The organism is Herbaspirillum sp. DW155, assembly GCF_037076565.1.
Lineage (GTDB): Bacteria > Pseudomonadota > Gammaproteobacteria > Burkholderiales > Burkholderiaceae_D > Herbaspirillum.
Map to the genome: position 1 here is coordinate 4,104,675 of NZ_AP029028.1, position 20,476 is coordinate 4,125,150.

Sequence of the window (20,476 nt, forward strand, 5' to 3'; positions counted from 1 at the left end):
TTGTTGCAAAAAGCCCTGGCACTTCATCAGAAAGGCAAGCTGGGACCGGCGGAGGATCTCTACAAGAAGGTGCTGGTGAAGCTGCCGCGCCATTTCGAGGCCAATTATCTCTATGGCATGCTCAAGCTGCACCAGGAAGACTGGGAAGCAGCCGAAGCCCAACTGGCCAAGGCGATCGAACTCAATCCCGAACATGCCGATACCTATTTCGACCACGCCGGCGCCCTGGTCCACCTGGGCCGCGATGCCGAAGCCGTGGAGCGCTACACCCAGATCCTGGCGCACAACCCGGCCTTCCCCGAGGCCCTGTTGGCCCGTGGCGCCGCCTTGCGGCGTCTCCAGCTGAACGCAGAAGCGCAGGCCGATCTGGAACGGGCCGTGACGCTGGCCCCCGACAATGCCGATGCCTGGTTCCAGCTGGGCAATCTGCAGCACGAGCGCTACGCCTATGGTGATGCACGCGAGAGCTACGAGCGCGCCGTGGCACTGCGTCCCGATTTCATCGAAGCCTGGTTCAACCTCGGCAATACCTGCAAGGACAGCTACCAGCTCGACCAGGCGCTGCGCGCCTATGACCGCGCCGTGGAGGTACAACCGGACTTCTTCGAAGCCCACTCCAACCGCGGCTTCGTGCTTTTCAAGATGCTCAGGCCCGTCGAGGCCCTGGCCGCCTATGACCGCGCCCTGGAACTGGACGATAGCTCACCGGACCTGTGGTTCAATCGCGGCTCCACGCTGGAGCAGCTGTATCGCTTCGACGAGGCCACCGAATGCTATCGCCGCGCCCGCGCACTCAAGCCCGATACGAATTCGGCCGCCTGGAACGAGGCGCTGGTGAAACTGCGCCAGGGTGACTTCGCGCAAGGCTGGCCCGCCTATGAAAGCCGCTGGGCCACCGAACAGATGCGCTCCCAGGCGCGCCAGTTCCTGCAGCCCCTGTGGCTGGGTGAACAATCGCTGCAGGGCAAGACCCTGCTGGTCCATGCCGAGCAAGGCTTTGGCGATACCCTGCAGTTCGTGCGCTATCTGCCGCTGGTGGCGGCCATGGGCGCGCGCGTCATCCTCGAAGTCCAGCCGGCGCTGGTGCGCCTGCTGGCCAAGGTGCCGGGCGCCGCCGAAGTCATCGGCAGCGACCATTTCATGCTGCCCGGCTTTGACTATCACTGCCCGCTGATGAGCCTGCCGCTGGCCTGCAAGTCCTTCAGCGAAGCCGATATCCCGCGTGCCCCCTATCTGCTGCCGGAAGCCGGCGCCTGGGCCGGCTGGCTGCAGCGCCTGCCGCACAACCGCGCCTTGCGGGTCGGCCTGGTCTGGGCTGGCAGCTCCGCCCAGACGCATCCGGATGCGGTGCGCATCGATGGCGAACGTTCCCTGCCCTTCCATGCGCTGGCCCCGGTGGTGGAGCTGGCGCGCGAGCACGCGCAACTGGAGTTCTATTCGGTGCAGGTCGGCGAGGCGGCCCTGGCGCAGCTGCGCGCCGATCCGCTGGCGGCGCATGTGCAGGATTGTTCTGGCCAATTGCGGGACTTTGCCGACACCTCCGGCCTGATCGCCAATCTCGATCTGCTCATCAGCGTGGACACGGCGGTCTGCCACCTGGCCGGCGCGCTGGGCAAGCCGGTGTGGTTGCTCAACCGCGTCAACACCTGCTGGCGCTGGCAGCTTGAGCGCAGCGATACGCCTTGGTATCCGTCCATGCGCCTGTTCCGCCAGAGCCAGAGCGGGGACTGGAGCGACGTGATCGCCGAGGTGCGCAGCGCCTTGCTACAACAGTTGGCCTGATGCTGGTACCATGCGCGCCGATGCGGATGATCAGCTCATCCGCCGGAACCTGGCGCGCCGACCTGCCTCATATCCTGTAGCGCATAAGCAGAAGCAGCCCAACTCCATTGCAATTGCACAGGCGGCACGGCCACGCGCCCTGCCGCCTGCCGGCATGAAGAAAACAAGGACAGACCATGCAAGCCCCGACGCCCTCCCCGAACAAGCCGCCCCACGCCGGCGGTCCGCGCCTGCTGGCCGACATCGGTGGCACCAACGCCCGTTTCGCGCTGGAAACTTCAGCTGGGCATATAGAACAAGTGAAGGTTCTGCGCGGTGCCGACTACCCGCAATTTACCGATGCCGTCCAGGCCTACCTGAAGCTGGCCGGACAGCCCCCGGTCAGGCATGCCGCAGTGGCCATCGCCAATCCGGTACAAGGCGACCAGATCAAGATGACCAACCACGACTGGGCCTTCTCCATCGAAGCGGCACGCCAGCTGCTGGGCTTTGATCTGCTGCTGGTGGTCAATGACTTCACGGCGCTGTCGATGGCGGTACCGCAATTGCGCGCCGATGAGCTGCAGCAGATCGGCGGCGGCGCACCCAAATCGGGCCAACCGGTCGGACTGGTCGGCGCTGGCACCGGGTTGGGGGTAGGCGGACTGGTGCGCGGCGATGGGCACTGGCTGCCGCTGGCCAGCGAAGGCGGCCATGTCGCCTTCGCCCCGGCCAACGCACGCGAAGCGGCGGTATTGGCCTATGCCTGGCAGTTCCATGAGCATGTCTCGGCCGAACGTCTGGTCTCCGGTCCTGGGCTGGAATTCATCCACCGCGCGCTGCTGGCCATCGATGGCCATCCGGCTGCCGAACTGAAGGCCGCCGAGATCGTGGACGGCGCGTTGAAACAAGGCGATGCCGTCTGCCAGGAAACGCTGGACCTGTTCTGCAGCATGCTGGGCACCGTCGCGGCCGACCTGGCGTTGACTCTCGGTGCGCTGGGCGGCGTCTACATCGGTGGCGGCGTGGTGCCGCATCTGGGTGACTATTTCGCGCGCTCGCCCTTCCGCACGCGTTTTGAAAACAAGGGCCGCATGTCGGTGCTGACCAAGGCCATTCCGACCTATGTCATCACGGCGCAATATCCGGCCTTCACGGGTGTCTCGGCGATCCTGGCGGACCGGCTGGATCCGCATGAGTAAGCTCTGCCGCAACTAAATTGCGAAGGCTGATGCGACGGGTTCGCCTCAGCCTTTTTTGATGGCCATGACAAGCGCAAACGCTGAGGCATCAAACCGAGACAACAAGAAGGGGAGAGAACTGCCGGAACAACAGAAGAGAAAGAGAATAGAGGCGAGCCTTGTCTGCGGCACTTGCGGGAAATGGCTGTGGCTGCTTCGTTCCCGACCTGACCAGGTTGACCATGCCACAATGCGCAGGGGCCCGCCGGGGTGCATTGTATCCCAGATCACACACTGGCCGCCAGAGAAATCATTGCAGTGCATCAGAAAGTGAAAAGCCGCGCAAATTGCCTAAACAATTTACGCGGCTTTTTACCTGAAGCTTCACTTGGGGCGATGGGCCTCTCAGCCCTACTCGTCCGACCTGCTTAGATACCGAGGTCTTTCCAGATCGCATCGACACGCTTCTTCACATCGTCACTCATCACGATGGGCGTGCCCCATTCACGGCTGGTTTCACCGGGCCACTTGTTGGTGGCATCGATACCCATCTTGCTGCCCAGGCCGCTGATGGGCGAGGCGAAGTCCAGATAATCGATGGGCGTGTTATCCACCAGCACGGTATCGCGCACCGGATCCACACGGGTGGTGATGGCCCAGATCACTTCCTTCCAGTCGCGGATGTCCACGTCCTCATCCACCACCACGATGAACTTGGTGTACATGAACTGGCGCAGGAAACTCCACACCCCGAACATGACCCGCTTGGCATGGCCGGCGTAAGATTTCTTCATCTGCACCACCGCCATGCGATAGCTGCATCCCTCGGGAGGCAAGTAGAAATCAGTGATTTCGGCAAACTGCTTCTGCAACAAGGGGACGAAAACTTCATTCAACGCCACACCCAGCACGGCCGGCTCATCGGGCGGTTTGCCGGTGTAGGTGGAGTGATAGATGGCGTCGCGCCGCATGGTGATGCGATCGATGGTGAAGACCGGGAACCAGTCCTGCTCGTTGTAGTAACCGGTGTGATCGCCATACGGACCTTCGAGCGCATGCTCGAATCCCGACGCATGTTTTTCATCCGGATAGATATGCCCTTCCAGCACGATCTCGGCCGACGCCGGCACGCGCAAATCACTGCCCACGGCCTTGACCAGCTCGGTGCGGCTGCCCCGCAGCAGGCCCGCGAACTGGTATTCGGAGAGGCTGTCCGGCACCGGGGTGACCGCCCCTAATATAGTGGCGGGATCAGCCCCCAATGCCACCACCACGGGATACGGCTTGCCCGGATTGGCGATGCAGTGCTCGCGGAAATCCAGCGCGCCGCCGCGATGGGCCAGCCAGCGCATGATGACCTTGTTGGGGCTCAACACCTGCTGGCGATAGATGCCCAAATTCTGGCGCTTCTTGTGCGGCCCCTTCGTGACGACCAGGCCCCAGGTAATCAACGGAGCAATGTCCCCCGGCCAGCAGTGCTGGATCGGCAGGCGCGACAGGTCCACATCCTTGCCCTCCCACACCACATCCTGGCAAGGGGCAGAACCGCGCTCCTTCGGGGCCATGTCCCACAGCGACTTCACCAGCCCGCCCAGGTCCAGCACATCCTTGATGCCCTTGGGCGGCTCCGGCTCCTTCAGCCGCGCCAGCAGATGGCCGATGCGACGCAATTCACTGATGCTTTCGGCGCCCATGCCGAGGGCGACACGGTGAGGAGTACCGAAAAGATTCGCTAAAACCGGGATATTTTTTTGGTCGACCTGCTCAAAAAGGAGCGCCGGACCTTCCGCCCGGAGGGTACGGTCGGCGATTTCAGTCATCTCCAGGTGCGAGGAAACGGGATGCGAGACACACTTGAGCTCACCTTTTTGTTGCAATTGGGAAATAAAGTCGCGTAAATCGGTGTATTTCATACTTTTTAACAAATTTCTTTTTGCATCACAGCCGGCTCAAGTAACCCCGGCAAACGCTTGATTCTATTGATTTTTGACGGAAGGCCATGCGCAATATGATACACAAAAGTTATAAAGAACTATTTTCATAGTATTGACTCGATATAAAGTGGCTTCTACAATTCGCCCACTCTAAACCGAAGAGGTGAGCCGTGGGCTCGTAGAGGCTTGATCGAAAACAGTCGAGCCAAGCAAGGTATCCAGGGATCCGGGGTCCCAGCAACTCAAGAAGTGTGTCCAGGGCGTCAGCCCTACCCCCCGAAACATGCCATCCGACGGCAGGGCCAGCAGGCCTCGCGGATGGCCTTGCCGTAACGCCTTGCGACGGTAACGTAAGAGATTGCAGCAGCGACAGTTCAGCCGTTTGGTCTTCACTTCTTGGCCAGGCGCGCCCTGTTTTTGCCGCAATAACGCAGGAGGTTCAATGTCCAACCAAGCTTCCGAGGCGCCTTTAGCGGGCGCCCCGCAGATGGTTCGCCGCGTGAATTTCCGGAATCTCTCCGGGAACGCACGCATTGCTCAATTTTTCGGTATCGCCCATCGTCTGCTGACGATTCTTGGCCTTGCCGCGCTGTTCGTTCTGGGCCTGATGTTCTTCAATCCCGAGCTGGCCGACAAGCTGATCAGCATGTCGCCCTTCTCGGACGCCACCGAAGAGGTCCAGGAAGCCGAAGCACCCGCCGCACCCGCGCTGGGCGACCTGATGGCACCTGCCGCACCGGTAGCCACCGTCAGCGCCATTGCCGGCGCAGCGGCAGCCAGCTCGGTGCAGCAGGCGCCGGCCCATCCGGCCCCGCAGGCGCTGTCGCCCGAAGAACGCCAGTTCCTTGGCAATCCGCGCCAGCAGAAGCTGGTCACCAACTGGCTGGCCAAGCGCTATCGCGTGGCCAGCGATGCGGCGGACATGCTGGTCTCGGCCGCCTACCTGACGGCCCGCGACATCAAGCTCGATCCGCTGCTGATCCTGTCGGTGATCGCCATCGAATCGCGCTTCAACCCCTTCGCCGAAAGCCCGATGGGCGCGCAGGGGCTGATGCAGGTGATGGCCAAGGTGCATCACGATAAATTCCAGGAACTGGGCGGCATCAAGGCAGCCCTGAATCCGGTGGCCAACATCCGCGTCGGTTCGCAGATCCTGAAGGAATACGTCACCCGTGGCGGTTCGGTGGAAGCCGGCCTGAAGAGCTACGTGGGCGCGGCGGACATGGCCAATGATGGCGGCTATGGCATCAAGGTGCTCTCGGAGTACCAGAACCTGAAGGAAGTGGCGATGGGCAAGAACGTCTCCATCTATACCACCGCGACCGTCAAGATGCCGCCAGCCTCGGGCGTCTCGGCCAGCGCCGAGCAGCCCAAGCCGGCCAGCAACAATGTGGCCGCGGCTGCCAAGCCCAAGACGGAAGAACAACTCGCTGCCCTGTAAATACAGCAAAGCGTGTTGCGATGTGAATATTACCGGTATTCAGAACGCATGAAAAAAGGAGCCCTCGGGCTCCTTTTTTTTGCCTGCACAGAGGATCAGGGCTTCATGCCGCCTGACGCCGTGCGTCGAAGAAGACACGCAGACGGGCGACCGCTTCCTGCAACTTTTCCATCGAGGTCGCATAGGACAGGCGGATGTAGCGGCGCGCCGTGAAGGGTCCGAAATCCAGCCCCGGCACCAGTACCACGCCGGCTTCGTAGAGCATGTCCAGGCTCAGCTGGTCGGCGTCGTCGCACAGCGCGCTGCAATCCGCGTAAACATAGAACGCACCGTCGGGGACAACCGGCACCGTGAAGCCCAGGCTTTCCAGCGCCGGCACGATGTAATCGCGGCGGCGCTTGAACTCGGCCTTGCGCGCTTCATACACGGCGATGGTCTCGGGCGTGAAGCAGGCCACGGCCGCATGCTGGGCAATCGAGGACGCACAGATCAACAGGTTCTGCGCCAGCTTCTCCACCTGAGGCACCAGCGCCGGCGGCAACACCAGCCAGCCCAGGCGCCAGCCGGTCATGTTGAAATACTTGGAGAAGCTGTTGATGACCACCACATCCTCGCCCAGCGACAGCGCCGAGAACGGCGCGCCTTCATACGACAAGCCCTGGTAGATCTCATCGACGATGGTGAAGCCGCCACGCTGGCGGACTTCGCCAAGAATGGCCTGCAATTCATCGGGCGCGATGGAAGTACCGGTGGGATTGGAGGGCGAAGCCAGCAGCACGCCGCGCGTCTGTTCTCCCCAGTGCTCGCGCACCATCTGGGCCGAGAGCTGGAAGCGATGTTCCGGGCCGCTGGCGATGAGCTTGGCGCGGCCCTCGAAGGCCGCCACGAAATGGCGGTTACAGGGATAGCTGGGATCAGGCATCAACACTTCACTGTCGCGCTCGACCAGCGCCGCACAGGCCAGCAGCAGGGCTGCCGAGGCGCCTGCGGTGATGACGATGCGTTCCGGCGCGATCTCCAGGCCGTAGACGCTGCGGTAGTGGTCCGAGATGGCCGTGCGCAATGCCGGCAGGCCGGTGGCCGAGGTGTATTGCATCTTGCCCTCGCTCATGGCGCGGGTAGCGGCCTCGACCACGGCGGGCGGTGCCGTGAAATCGGGTTCGCCGATGCCCATGTGGATCAGGTCGCGGCCCTGCGCGGCCAATATGTCGGCCTTCTTGGACAATTCCATCACGTGGAAGGGAGCGATGTGCTGCAGACGTGAAGCAAGTTGGTTCAGGTTCATGCGCTAATTCCAGACAACATGGGCAAAAACGACAAGACGGCGCCTGTTACCACGGCGCCGTCCGAAAGCGAGCTGATAGAGCCGCCGGCAGTGGCTCAGCGGCGGCCGGCCGCTTCCACTTCGGTGGCGCGGGCCTGGGCGGCGAAACGATCCAGCACGCCGTTGACGTACTTGTGACCATCGATACCGCCAAAGGATTTGGTCAGTTCAACGGCCTCGTTGATGACCACCTTGTAGGGAATCTCGATATGGTTCTGCAGCTCGTAAGCACCAATGAGCAGGGCTGCGTGCTCCACCGGCGAAAGCTCCTTGAGCGGACGGTCGATCAGCGGCGCCAGGCCTGCGCGCAGCTTCTCGGCGTCGCGGATGGCACCGGTGAGCAGGGTATCGAAGTGTTCGGCGTCGGCCTTGTCGAAACCGTGGGCTTCGCGGATGTGGGCTTCGATGGCGCCCGCGTCCTCGTGGTTGAGCAGCCACTGGTACAAGCCCTGCAACGCGAACTCGCGCGCGCGGTGGCGCGGGGTGCGGTTCTTGTTCGAATTGGCGTGTTGAGTTTTGTTCGACATGATGAATGCGGCCGGGGCCTTGGATAACTGAAACAAATGAATGCGAGTGTCGGTACAGGCCGACGAGGCGGGCGGCAGGACGCATGCCCCGCCGCTGCCGGTGAATTATTCTTCTTCGGTGGCCTGGCCGAGTTCTTCCAGCACGATCGACAGGTTGGCCATTTCCACTGCCACGCGCGCCGCATCGGCGCCCTTCTCGGCCATGCGGACTTCGGCTTGCTCGTCGTTTTCGGTGGTCAGCACGGCGTTGGCGATGGGCAGGCCGAAATCCAGACCGATGCGGGTGATGCCGGCCCCGGATTCATTGGAGACCAGTTCGAAGTGATAGGTCTCGCCACGGATGACGGCGCCCAGCGCGATGAGGGCATCGAACTGCTCGGTCTCGGCCATCTTCTGCAGCGCCAGCGGGATTTCCAGGGCACCCGGCACGGTCACGTGCAGGATATCCTCGTCGGCCACGCCCAGGTGCTTCAGTTCGGCCAGGCAGGACGCCAGCAGGCCGTGGCAGACGTCTTCGTTGAAGCGCGCCTGGACGATACCGATGCGCAAGCTTTCGCCATTGAGGTCTGGTTCATAGGTTCCGATGGTCATGGCTTTTCCTTCTTGATAGGTTGACTTGCGTAATTCTTCATACGTCGGCGGGACGCTCAAGCGCCCTCGCGCGCCTGGTAACCGGTGACTTCCAGCTGGAAGCCGGTCATCGAGGGCATCTTGCGCGGGCTGGCCAGGAGCTTCATCTTGCACACGCCCAGATCCTTCAGGATCTGCGCGCCGATACCGTAGGTGCGCAGGTCCATGCGTTCGGCGCGGGAAGGCTTGGCCGCGGCGGGCGTGCCCACCTTGTTGAGCGCGCCGAACTGGTCGAACATCTGCTGCGCCGATTCTTCACAATTGAGCAGCACGATCACGCCGGATTCGGCTGCCTGCACCGCCTGCATCGCCGCAGCCAGGTTCCAGGAGTGAGTGGTGACGCCAGCTTCCAGCAGATCCAGGATGGAGACCGGCTGGTGCACGCGCACCAGGGTTTCGCGGCCGGGCTGGACGTCGCCGTGTACCAGCGCCAGGTGCGCGCCGCCCGAGGGCGTATCGCGATAGGCAATCGCCTTGAAGCTGCCGTGGGCGGTCTGCATCTGGCGCTCGGCCACGCGTTCGATGATGCTTTCGTTGCGGCTGCGGTAGTGGATCAGGTCGGCGATGGTACCGATCTTCAGCTTGTGCTTTTCAGCAAACTCCAGCAGGTCCGGCAGACGCGCCATGGTGCCGTCTTCCTTCAGGATTTCGCAGATCACCGAGGCGGGGGTGAGTCCGGCCATGGCGGTCAGGTCGCAACCGGCTTCGGTGTGACCGGCGCGCATGAGCACCCCGCCCTTCTGCGCACGCAGCGGGAAGATGTGGCCCGGCTGCACCAGGTCGGAGGGCTTGGCGCCCTTGGAGGCGGCCACCTGGATGGTACGCGCGCGGTCGGCGGCGGAGATCCCGGTGGTCACGCCTTCGGCGGCTTCGATGGAGACGGTGAAATTGGTGCCATAGGCCGTACCGTTGCGGGTGGCCATGAGCGGCAGGTCGAGCTGGTCGACGTGCTCTTCGGTAAGGGTCAGGCAGACCAGGCCGCGCGCATGCGTGACCATGAAATTGATGGCTTCGGGCGTCACGAAGTCGGTGGCCAGCACCAGGTCGCCTTCGTTTTCACGGTCTTCTTCGTCGACCAGGATCACCATGCGTCCGGCACGGAGTTCGGCGACGATTTCTTCGGTTGTAGCAAGTGGCATGTTCACGCTCTTTTCCCAATTGGAACCCGCTATTTTAAAGGATTGCGGGCCTGCTCCGCTGACCAATTACGCCATTTGCGCAGCCTGTGCGGCCTGGGTACGTTGCAAGGCTTCCACCAGCAGCGCCGGATCCCCCAGCGCCAGCCGTTTGGAATCCGACAAGGTTTGCCGGAAGGCACGCGCACCGGGCATGCCGGTCAAAAGGCCCAGCATATGGCGGGTGATGCTGTTGAGGCGCAGGCCGCGGCCATTGTCGCCATGCAATTCCAGCTGGCGCTTGATATAGGGCAACATGGCCTCGATCACCTCAGCCCGGCTGGGCTGGCGGCCGCCCTCCAGATCGCCATAGTAGCGGGCGTCGAAACTGGCCATCAGGTAGGGGTTGTGATAGGCCTCGCGGCCGAGCATGACGCCATCCACATGCTTCAGATGCTCGTCGATCTCGGGCAGCGTCTTGATACCGCCGTTGATGAGGATTTCCAGGTCAGGAAAATCCTGCTTCAGTTGATAGGCGTAGTGGTATTTCAGCGGCGGGATTTCGCGGTTTTCCTTGGGGCTCAGGCCCTTGAGGATGGCATTGCGGGCGTGGACGATGAAGGTCTTGCAGCCGGCCTCGGCGATCTGGCCGACGAAATCACGCACGAAATCATAGGATTGCACGTTATCGATACCGATGCGGTGCTTCACGGTCACATCGATGGACACCGCATCGCGCATGGCCTTGACGCAATCGGCCACCAGCGCCGGTTCGCCCATCAGGCAAGCGCCGAAAGCGCCCTTCTGGACGCGCTCGGAGGGACACCCGCAGTTCAGGTTGATCTCGTCATAGCCCCACTGCTCGCCCAGCTTCGCGCTGTGAGCGAGGTCGGCCGGCTCGCTGCCGCCCAGTTGCAGGGCGACCGGGTGTTCCTGCTCATCAAAATCCAGGTGACGCGGCACGTCGCCATGCAGCAGCGCACCGGTGGTGACCATCTCGGTGTAGAGCCAGGTGTGGCGCGTGATCTGGCGATGGAAGACGCGGCAGTGGCGGTCGGTCCAGTCCATCATCGGGGCGACCGACAAGGTACGCGCAGGCAGGGATTTCTTCATAAACTGACGAAATGCTTCATTAAATTTCTGGACGGGATGCCGGAAAACCAGACAACAAGCGCCGGCGATGAACAAACCTTCATTTGCCCGTTTTAGCACCCCGGATCAGCCGCTGCAGCAAATAGAAAGCCCGCAAGGCTTGCGCGTTGCGGGCTGGTGTCCCCTCTATCCTCTTCGAGATAGGATTTTTCGTACAGCGGACACGATTTTGCACCACAATCCGGCAGCCGTCATTTCGCAATGCACAAAAACAGCGCAGTACAAACTATTTTGGACAAACGTTCATCTCACGCAACGATAAACGGAAGTAAAGACTTTCACATGGCACCTGTCCGGCAGGCGCGGAAACCAACAGCAGCGCGACTTCGGGCTGAATGACAAAAAAAAAGCCCACAACCGAAGTTGCGGGCTTGAATCCAATTCTTTAGGAGGAAATTGGAGGAGACAGGTGTAACTATATGGCACTGCATCATGACTGTCTGCTTTTTTATGCTGATATCAGTTATTCACAAAACCCATATCAGCACCAGACCAGCCTGCCACACCCCAACCTCACAACAGGCAGCCCCAGCCGGAACTGCCTTCCCCGCTATTCGATTCAGATGGATTCTTCGCGCGATGCCTTCTTGCGCTCGTGTTCCTTCAGGTAACGCTTGCGCAGGCGGATGCTCTTCGGCGTCACTTCAACCAGCTCGTCGTCCTCGATGAATTCCACCGCGTATTCCAGCGACAGTTCGATCGGCGGCACCAGGCGCACGGCTTCGTCGGTGCCGGAAGCGCGCACGTTGGTCAGCTGCTTGCCCTTGATCGGGTTGACCACCAGGTCGTTGTCACGCGAGTGGATGCCGATGATCATGCCTTCATACACCGGGTCGTTGTGGCTGACGAACATGCGGCCGCGATCCTGCAGCTTCCACAGTGCGTAGGCCACGGCAGCGCCGTCGTCCTGGGAGATCAGCACGCCGTTGCGACGGCCGGCCAGTTCGCCCTTGGTGGTGTCGACCGGCTTGTAGTCGTCGAAGACGTGGCTCATCAGGCCGGTACCGCGGGTCAGGGTCATGAATTCACCCTGGAAACCGATCAGGCCACGGGCCGGGATGTGGTATTCCAGGCGCACACGGCCCTTGCCGTCCGGTTCCATGTTCTGCAGGTCGCCACGACGACGGCCCAGTTCTTCCATGACGCCGCCCTGGTGGGTTTCTTCGACGTCCACGGTCAGGTTTTCGTAGGGCTCTTCGCGCACGCCGTTGACCATGCGGAACACCACGCGCGGACGCGAGACGGCCAGTTCGAAGCCTTCGCGACGCATGTTTTCGATCAGGATGGTCAGGTGCAATTCACCACGGCCCGACACTTCGTAGGTCGAGTCGTCGTTCTCGGCCTGCACCACGCGCAGGGCCATGTTGGACTTCAGTTCCTTTTCCAGACGGTCGCGGATCTGGCGGGTGGTGACGAACTTGCCTTCGCGGCCGGCCAGCGGCGAGGTGTTGACCATGAAGTTCATGGTCAGGGTCGGTTCGTCCACCTTCAGCATCGGCAGGCCGTTGGGCGCGTCCGGGGAGCAGATGGTGGAGCCGATGCCGATTTCCTCGATACCGTTGATCAGCACGATGTCGCCAGCCAGGGCTTCATCGACCAGCACGCGCTCCAGGCCCTTGAAGGTCAGCACCTGGTTGATGCGGGCCTTGGTCGGCTTGTCGTCCGGACCATTCATCCACACCACGTCCTGACCGCCCTTGACGCGGCCGGCCAGGATGCGGCCCACGCCGATCTTGCCGACGTAGGAAGAGTATTCCAGCGAGGTGATCTGCAGTTGCAGCGGTGCGTCCGGGTCATCCTTGCGGGCCGGGACGTACTTCAGGATGGCGTCGAACAGCGGCTCCATGTTGCCCTCGCGCGCTTCCGGATCCAGGCTGGCGTAGCCGTTCAGGCCCGAAGCGTAGATCACGGGGAAGTCCAGCTGTTCTTCGGTGGCGCCCAGCTTGTCGAACAGTTCGAAGGTGGCGTTGATGGCCCACTCGGCGCGTGCGCCCGGACGGTCGATCTTGTTCAGGACCACGATGGGCTTCAGGCCCAGGGCCAGCGCCTTGCGGGTCACGAAGCGGGTCTGCGGCATCGGGCCTTCCTGTGCATCCACCAGCAGCAGCACCGAGTCCACCATCGACAGCACGCGCTCGACCTCACCGCCGAAGTCGGCGTGGCCCGGGGTGTCGACGATGTTGATGTGGGTGCCCTTGTATTCCACCGCGCAGTTCTTCGACAGGATGGTGATGCCGCGTTCCTTTTCGATGTCGTTGGAGTCCATCACGCGGTTGTCCACTTGCTGGTTGTCGCGGAAGGTGCCGGACTGGCGCAGCAGCTGGTCCACCAGGGTGGTCTTGCCGTGGTCAACGTGGGCGATGATGGCGATGTTGCGAATTGCGCGGATATTGTTTGACATGGTGAATGTGGTTGGGAATGCCGAATCTCGGGAGGCGCGCATTATAGCATGTTGCGACGCATGAACTTTGGAAAAACCTGTGTTTTCAACGGCTTGCCGCTGCTTCCGGGCTCCTCCGGAAGTCGCGCCGCAAGCCGCTTTGACGCTATCTGTCCTCAGGCGGTGGACACCAGCCTTTCGGGGGCCAGGATGGCGTATTCCTGCAACAGTCCGGTGCCCAGCAGGGCGGCGTCCGAACTGCGATAAACGCGCACGCGGCCGGTCTGCTCCGGCACCGCCACGCCTTCCTTGCCCAGCGGCAGGCGCTGGCCGTGCAGGAAGCGGCGCGCCAGCTCATCGCTGAGCTGCACCGCCGGGAAGGTCCGCAAGAGGCCGTCCACCGGCAGCAGCAGGGCCTTGCGGGCTTCCAGTTCGCCGGCGGCGTCGAAGGTCTCCAGGGTGACCGCACCGTCCAGCGTGAGAGCGCCGACCCCGGTGCGTCTCAGGGCATTGAGGTGGGCTCCGCAGCCAAGTACTTCGCCAATATCTTCACCTAGCACGCGGATATATGTCCCTTTGCTGCAAATCACGCGGATGCGCAGCATGGGGGCCTGGTAGTCCAGCAGTTCCAGGGCGTGGATGGTGACGTTGCGGGCTTCGCGTTCCAGCGTGATGCCGGCGCGGGCGTATTCGTAGAGCGGCTTGCCGTCGCGCTTGAGGGCCGAGTGCATGGGCGGCACCTGGCTGATGGGGCCGCGGAATTGCGCCAGCGCGGCTTCGATCTGCTCCAGGCTGGCCTCGACGGGGCGCTCGCTGATGACCTGGCCTTCGGTGTCGCCGGTGTCGGTACGCACGCCCAGGTGGACCAGGGCTTCGTAGGTCTTGTCAGCTTCCAGCAGGTCTTGCGAGAACTTGGTGGCCTCGCCGAAGCACAGCGGCAACAGGCCCGTGGCAAACGGGTCCAGCGTGCCGGTGTGCCCCGCCTTGGGCGCGTTGAGCATGCGCTTGGCGCGGATCAGGGCGTCGTTGGAAGACAGGCCGACCGGCTTGTCCAGCAACAGGACGCCATGCACCGGCACGCGCGGAGGACGTGGCGGACGCGCCTGTTGGCCGCGCTTGACGCGCGGTTGCGGAGTTTCGGGAGAAGCGGACACGGTATCCGCCGTCGTATCGTCGGCCATGAAATGCAAGACCGGCCCACGCCCCGTTGAAGGGAAACGCAGACCGGTATGAAAAGTATGAAGAAAACTGCAATGCGACGGGAAAAGAAGCGCCCGTCTTCAAGCCTCGTCGTCCGAATCCTTGGCGCGGGTGGCGTTGGCTTCGTCGATCAGGCGCGACATTTCAATGCCGCGTGCGGTCGAGTTGTCATGCACGAAATGCAGTTCCGGCAGGGTGTGGATGGTCAGCCTGCGGCCCAGCTGGGTGCGCAGGTAACCGCCCGCCTTGCGCAGGCCGGCCAGGGTGTTCTTGATCGCGTCAGGATTGTCCACCAGCGTGGTGAAGAAGACCTTGGCGTGCGCGTAGTCCGGCGTGACCTGCACTTCGGTAATGGTGATCATGCCCACCCGCGGATCCTTCAGCTCGAAGGCGATCAACTCCGACAGATCGCGCTGGATCTGGTCGGCGACGCGCAAGCCGCGTCCGGGAATGGATTTGCTGTGTTTTGCCATGCTTTAAAAAAACAATCCGCCGGGGGCGTGGCGGGAGGATTCCCGCGTTGCTGCGACGGATCTTGCCAGTGAAGCCGGCGCATCGCGAACGATACGCCGGCGTATTGCATTACAGGGTACGGGCGACTTCCTGGACTTCGAAGATTTCGAGCTGATCGCCCACTTCGATGTCGTTGTAGCCCTTGAGGGACAGGCCGCACTCGAAGCCCGACTTGACTTCCTTGACGTCGTCCTTGAAGCGCTTGAGCGAGTCCAGTTCGCCGGTCCACACCACCACGTTGTTGCGCAGCAGGCGTACTTGCGAGCCACGCTTGACCAGACCTTCGAGCACGTAGCAGCCGGCGATCGAACCGATCTTGCTGACCACGAACACCTGGCGGATTTCCACCAGGCCCAGCGCCTGTTCGCGCTTCTCCGGCGATAGCATGCCCGACATCGCGGCCTTCACCTCGTCCACCGCATCATAGATGATGTTGTAGTAACGGATGTCCACGCCAGCGGCTTCGGCCAGCTTGCGGGCCGACGCATCGGCACGGGTGTTGAAGCCGATGATGACGGCCTTCGAAGCGACGGCCAGGTTGACGTCGTTTTCGCTGATGCCGCCCACGGCAGCGTGCACCACCTGGACGCGCACTTCGGCCGTCGACAGCTTCTGCAGCGACTGCACCAGGGCTTCCTGGGAACCTTGCACGTCGGTCTTGATGATCATCGGCAGGTTCTTGACCTCGCCTTCGGTCATCTGGTCGAACATGTTTTCCAGCTTGGCGGCCTGTTGCTTGGCCAGCTTCACGTCGCGGAACTTGCCCTGGCGGAACAGGCCGATTTCGCGCGCCTTGCGCTCGTCGGTCATGACCACCACTTCTTCACCGGCGGAGGGCACTTCGGTCAGGCCCTGGATTTCCACCGGCAGCGACGGGCCGGCCTCGGCGATGTTCTTGCCGTTTTCGTCCAGCATCGCACGCACACGGCCGTAGGCCGAACCGGCCAGCACGACGTCGCCGCGCTTCAAGGTACCGGACTGCACCAGGATCGTGGCCACCGGGCCGCGGCCCTTGTCCAGCTTGGCTTCGATCACCAGGCCTCGGGCCGGCACATCGACCGGCGCCTTCAGTTCCAGCACTTCGGCTTGCAGCAGGACGTTTTCCAGCAGCGAGTCGATGCCTTCGCCGGTCTTGGCGGAGACGGGGATGAACGGGGCGTCGCCACCGTATTCTTCCGGCACCACTTCTTCGGCGATCAGTTCCTGCTTGACGCGATCAGGGTTGGCACCCGGCTTGTCGATCTTGTTGATCGCCACCACCAGCGGTACACCGCCGGCCTTGGCGTGGGCAATCGCTTCCTTGGTCTGAGGCATCACGCCGTCGTCGGCGGCCACCACCAGGATCACGATGTCGGTTGCCTTGGCACCGCGGGCACGCATGGCGGTAAACGCCTCGTGGCCCGGGGTATCCAGGAAGGTGATCATGCCGCGCGGGGTTTCCACGTGGTAGGCACCAATGTGCTGGGTAATGCCGCCGGCTTCACCCGAGGCCACCTTGGTGCGGCGGATGTAGTCCAGCAGCGAGGTCTTGCCGTGGTCGACGTGACCCATGACGGTGACCACCGGGGCACGCGGGGTGGCTTCGGCGTCGGCGTGTTCTTCGCCTTCGACCAGCAGGGCTTCCGGATCGTCCAGCTTGGCGGCATGGGCGCGGTGGCCCATTTCTTCCACCACGATCATCGCGGTTTCCTGGTCCAGCACCTGGTTGATGGTGACCATCTGGCCCAGCTTCATCAGGTGCTTGATGACTTCGGAAGCCTTGACCGCCATCTTGTGGGCCACTTCGGCCACGGTGATGGTTTCGGGCACGTAGACATCGTGCACCACGGCTTCGGTGGGCACCTGGAAGTTGCTTTCGCGCTGGTCGTCGCCATGCGAGTGACGGCGGCCCTTGGGGCCGGCACGCCAGCCGTCACGTCCGCCGCCACCGGTGGCGCCACGCGACTTCATGCCGCCGGCACCACGCTTCTTGGCATCGTCCTGCCAGGTGGAGGAGACATTGGCCGACTTGATCGACTTCTTGTCTGCGGCCACGGCGGGCTTCTTGTCATCCTTCTTTTCGCCCGGCTTGGCAGCGGTGGCCGGCTTGTGCAGCGTGCCTTCCGAGGTCTTGGCCGGGGCCGGTGCGGGTTCCGGTGCCTTGATGACGCGACGCGGCGCATTCATCATGGCCTTGATCTGGGCCACTTCGTCTTCCACGGCCTTGCGCGCACGGTCGGCGGCGGCAGCACGGTCGGCGGCTTCCTTGGCGGCAGCTTCGGCCTTTTTCTTCGCTTCTTCGGCAGCAGCGCGCTTCTTTTCTTCCGCAGCCGGATCGACGGCCGGGGCGGGTGCGGCAGCAGCAGCCGGTGCAGCAGCGGCAGCGGCCTTGGCCTTTTCGGCTTCGGCAGCCGCGGCGGCGGCTTCAGCGGCCTGGCGCTTGGCTTCGGCTTCGGCTTCTTCGCGGGCACGCTGCTGTTCCAGTTCGGCAGCCTTGGCCTGGGCGGCGCGTTCAGCCTCCAGCTGGGCCAGGCGTTCTTGCTGGGCCTTCAGTTCGGCCTGACGGCGAGCCTCTTCCTGCTCACGTTCCTGCGCTTCGATGGCCGGGTCGCGCTGAGGCGCCGCAGCACGTGCTGCGGTCTCTTCCACGCCGGGCTCGTCACGCTTGATGAAGGTGCGCTTCTTGCGCACTTCCACCTGGATCGTGCGCGATTTGCCGGTTGCATCGGCCTGCTTGATCTCGGTGGTTTCCTTGCGGGTCAGCGTGATCTTTTTCTTCTCGCCTTCCGGCGCGGCCCCGCGCGAACGGCGCAGGTGTTCAAGCAGGCGGTCCTTGTCTTCCTTCGACAGGGAATCGGATGCAGAGCTCTTCTCGACGCCGGCCGAACGCAGCTGGGTCAGCAGCAGGTCAGCAGGCATCTTAAGCTCGGTGGCAAATTGGGCAACGTTGTTACTCGCCATTCAGTCCTCTTTTCTATGTGGCTCGGCAGATGATGTGGAGACGCTCCGCTTCTCAGCGGCCTTCGACTGCGCTCCATGCCTTGGCCTGCAGGGCCTTGGCGCGCTCATCGTATTTGGAATCGATGAGCTTCATTTCATCGTCGGTCACATCTTCAAATGCATTTTCAATCAGTTGGCGCGCGCGCTCGGAAGGCAGGGCCAGGATCGCGCCGAATTCGTCATAAGCCAGGCCGGCGAAGGCCGGCAGCGTCTTCACGCCAGCCAGGCCCAGCTTGCCGGCCAGCACACGGTCCAGGCCTTCGAAGTTGATCAGCTCCTCATCCATGCCTTCCAGGCCTTCTTCGGAGGCGATCGCTTCGGTCACCAGGGCGTCGCGGGCGCGGTTGCGCAGCTCATTGACGGTCTCTTCGTCGAACGATTCGATCTCGAGCATCTCGTTGATCGGCACGTAGGCGATTTCTTCCAGGGTCGAGAAGCCTTCCTCGACCAGGATGTCGGCCACTTCCTGGTCAACATCGAGCTTTTCCATGAACAGCGTACGGATCAGCGCGGTCTCGGCCGCCGACTTGTCGGCCGATTCCTCGGCCGTCATGATGTTGATCTGCCAGCGGGTCAGCTCGGCTGCCAGGCGCACGTTCTGGCCGCCACGGCCGATGGCGATGGCGAGGTTTTCTTCATCCACCACCACATCCATGGCGTGCTTTTCTTCATCGACGACGATGGAGGTGACGTTGGCCGGGGCCAGTGCGCCGATGACGAACTGCGCCGGGTCTTCGGACCACAGCACGATGTCCACGCGCTCGCCGCCCAGCTCACCGGTGACGGCCTGAACGCGCGAACCGCGCATGCCCACACAGGTACCGATGGGGTCGATGCGCTTGTCGGCGGTGTAGACGGCGATCTTGGCGCGCACACCCGGGTCACGGGCAGCCGACTTGATTTCCAGCGAACCTTGTTCGATTTCCGGCACTTCCAGCTCGAACAGCTTCATGATGAATTCCGGCGCAGTGCGCGACAGGATCACCTGCGGGCCACGGGCACTGCGGTCCACGCGCAGGATGTAGGCACGCACGCGGTCGCCGATGCGCAGGTTTTCCTTGGGGATCATCTGGTCGCGTGGCAGGCGGGCTTCGATCTTGCCGGACTCGATGATGGCGTCACCACGCTCCATGCGCTTGATGGTGCCGGTCACCAGGGCATCGCCACGGGCCAGGAAATCGGCCAGGATCTGTTCACGCTCGGCGTCGCGGATGCGCTGCAGGACGACCTGCTTGGTGTCTTGCGCGAAGCGGCGGCCGAATTCGACGGATTCGATCGGGTCTTCGATGTATTCGTCGACTTCGATATCGGGGAACTGTTCCTTGGCTTCGAACAGCAGCACTTCCTGGTCAGGCAGTTGCAGGCCGGCTTCGTCGGGCACCACGTGCCAGCGGCGGAAGGATTCGAACTCGCCGCTTTCACGGTCGATCGAGACGCGAATGTCGACCTCGCCTTCGTAGCGCTTCTTGGTAGCCTGCGCAAGCGCATGCTCCAGTGCGCCGAAGACGACTTCCTTATCGACGTTCTTTTCGCGCGCCAGCGCATCGACCAACAACAAAATTTCGCGACTCATCCTTTGCGACTCCTAAAATCGACCTGCGGCACCAGGTGTGCCTTATCCACATCGGCCAGCGTGAAATTCAACACGGCAGCCGACCCATCGTTTGCTTCAAATTCCAATACCAGTTCCTCGCCTTCAGGTTCGCGCAACACACCTTCATAAGTCTTGCGGTTGGACGTACCGGGCAGCGGCACGCGCAGCTTGACCACGGCTTCGCAATCGACGAAACGCACGAAGTCGGAAAACTTCTTCAGGGGGCGGTCCAGCCCGGGCGAGGAGACTTCCAGACGCTCATAGAGCACGTTCTCCACGGTGAAGACGTGCAGCAACTGATGCGTCGCCTTCTCGCAATCCTCGACGGTGATCGCACGCGCTTCTTCTGCTTCGGGGTCGAACGGAAAATCGATGAAGACGCGCACCAGACCGCGCGGCGCCTTCTCGAACTCAACCAGTTCGTAGCCCAGGCCCGAGAGGGTGGATTCGATCAGCTCCAGCAATTGCAAGACTATTTCTCCATCACGATGCCGCTTTGCCATCATGGCGAGCGCACATCCAAAATTGATCAGCAAAAAAAAAATGGGCATCTGCCCATCTTTTGTTATCTCATGCAACTCGAGATCACACATCACGCGAACCACCGCATTTCCATCATTCATGGCGCTGGCGGATCTCTCAATGACTTATCACATATGCGATTCGCGGCAGGTTGCGTTTAACTAACATATTATAACCGATTCAGGTATGCACAGCAAATCCGGAATGGTGTCAATTGCAATCG

The 20,476-nt window shown here is 62.3% G+C and carries 15 protein-coding genes and 1 other RNA gene; 3 read left to right on the forward strand and 13 right to left on the reverse strand.

The features are described from left to right. Together AACH55_RS18600 and AACH55_RS18605 are read left to right on the forward strand one after the other, a co-directional pair. Positions 1-1,782 carry a tetratricopeptide repeat protein gene (locus tag AACH55_RS18600; protein WP_338716133.1) on the forward strand — a complete coding sequence of 594 codons (1,782 nt, stop codon included), beginning with the start codon at positions 1-3 and terminating at the stop codon, positions 1,780-1,782. A gap of 176 nt (positions 1,783-1,958) precedes the next feature. Continuing rightward, entirely contained in the window at positions 1,959-2,963 is a 1,005-nt protein-coding gene (locus AACH55_RS18605; protein ID WP_338716134.1) for a glucokinase, read from the forward strand. Between the two features lie 147 nt (positions 2,964-3,110). Here the strand turns inward: AACH55_RS18605 and ffs are convergent. Beyond that, positions 3,111-3,209, reverse strand: an RNA gene (ffs, locus tag AACH55_RS18610) — signal recognition particle sRNA small type. 161 nt (positions 3,210-3,370) lie between these two features. Beyond that, a complete protein-coding gene (gene ubiD / locus AACH55_RS18615; RefSeq protein ID WP_338716135.1) occupies positions 3,371-4,855 on the reverse strand; it encodes a 4-hydroxy-3-polyprenylbenzoate decarboxylase in 1,485 nt (494 codons plus the stop codon). Between the two features lie 463 nt (positions 4,856-5,318). Here ubiD and AACH55_RS18620 point away from each other — a divergent pair, with 463 nt between their 5' ends. After that, positions 5,319-6,317: a lytic transglycosylase domain-containing protein gene (locus AACH55_RS18620; RefSeq protein ID WP_338716136.1), complete on the forward strand. Its 999-nt coding sequence runs from the start codon at positions 5,319-5,321 to the stop codon at positions 6,315-6,317. 103 nt (positions 6,318-6,420) lie between these two features. On the opposite strand, the gene AACH55_RS18625 is transcribed toward AACH55_RS18620, so the two are convergent. The 11 genes from AACH55_RS18625 to rimP all read right to left on the reverse strand — a co-directional run bounded on the left by AACH55_RS18625 (position 6,421) and on the right by rimP (position 20,201). Beyond that, positions 6,421-7,602: a pyridoxal phosphate-dependent aminotransferase gene (locus tag AACH55_RS18625; protein WP_338716137.1), complete on the reverse strand. Its 1,182-nt coding sequence runs from the start codon at positions 7,600-7,602 to the stop codon at positions 6,421-6,423. A 95-nt stretch (positions 7,603-7,697) separates the two neighbouring features. Beyond that, the gene (gene nusB, locus AACH55_RS18630) at positions 7,698-8,168 is read right to left on the reverse strand and encodes a transcription antitermination factor NusB (protein WP_338716138.1); all 471 of its coding nucleotides are present in this window, start codon (positions 8,166-8,168) and stop codon (positions 7,698-7,700) included. Positions 8,169-8,273: 105 nt separating this feature from the next. Beyond that, positions 8,274-8,759 carry a 6,7-dimethyl-8-ribityllumazine synthase gene (gene ribH / locus AACH55_RS18635; protein WP_008331356.1) on the reverse strand — a complete coding sequence of 162 codons (486 nt, stop codon included), beginning with the start codon at positions 8,757-8,759 and terminating at the stop codon, positions 8,274-8,276. 56 nt (positions 8,760-8,815) lie between these two features. After that, entirely contained in the window at positions 8,816-9,937 is a 1,122-nt protein-coding gene (gene ribBA / locus AACH55_RS18640) for a bifunctional 3,4-dihydroxy-2-butanone-4-phosphate synthase/GTP cyclohydrolase II (RefSeq protein ID WP_338716139.1), read from the reverse strand. Between the two features lie 66 nt (positions 9,938-10,003). After that, entirely contained in the window at positions 10,004-11,026 is a 1,023-nt protein-coding gene (gene dusA / locus AACH55_RS18645) for a tRNA dihydrouridine(20/20a) synthase DusA (protein WP_338716140.1), read from the reverse strand. 598 nt (positions 11,027-11,624) lie between these two features. Next, complete coding sequence (gene typA, locus AACH55_RS18650; RefSeq protein WP_338716141.1) at positions 11,625-13,466, reverse strand: translational GTPase TypA; 1,842 nt, start codon at positions 13,464-13,466, stop codon at positions 11,625-11,627. Positions 13,467-13,621: 155 nt separating this feature from the next. Next, positions 13,622-14,626 carry a tRNA pseudouridine(55) synthase TruB gene (gene truB / locus AACH55_RS18655; RefSeq protein WP_338716142.1) on the reverse strand — a complete coding sequence of 335 codons (1,005 nt, stop codon included), beginning with the start codon at positions 14,624-14,626 and terminating at the stop codon, positions 13,622-13,624. A gap of 99 nt (positions 14,627-14,725) precedes the next feature. Next, on the reverse strand, positions 14,726-15,118 hold the full coding sequence (gene rbfA / locus AACH55_RS18660; protein ID WP_006464329.1) for a 30S ribosome-binding factor RbfA: 393 nt from the start codon (positions 15,116-15,118) through the stop codon (positions 14,726-14,728). A 109-nt stretch (positions 15,119-15,227) separates the two neighbouring features. Next, positions 15,228-18,098 (reverse strand): translation initiation factor IF-2, encoded by a 2,871-nt coding sequence (gene infB, locus AACH55_RS18665; protein WP_338716143.1) that lies wholly within the window; start codon positions 18,096-18,098, stop codon positions 15,228-15,230. Positions 18,099-18,150: 52 nt separating this feature from the next. Further along, positions 18,151-19,710: a transcription termination factor NusA gene (gene nusA, locus AACH55_RS18670; RefSeq protein ID WP_139971846.1), complete on the reverse strand. Its 1,560-nt coding sequence runs from the start codon at positions 19,708-19,710 to the stop codon at positions 18,151-18,153. Then, positions 19,707-20,201 (reverse strand): ribosome maturation factor RimP, encoded by a 495-nt coding sequence (rimP, locus tag AACH55_RS18675; RefSeq protein WP_338720348.1) that lies wholly within the window; start codon positions 20,199-20,201, stop codon positions 19,707-19,709. Before rimP ends, nusA begins: the two co-directional genes overlap by 4 nt. Positions 20,202-20,476 lie beyond the last annotated feature (275 nt).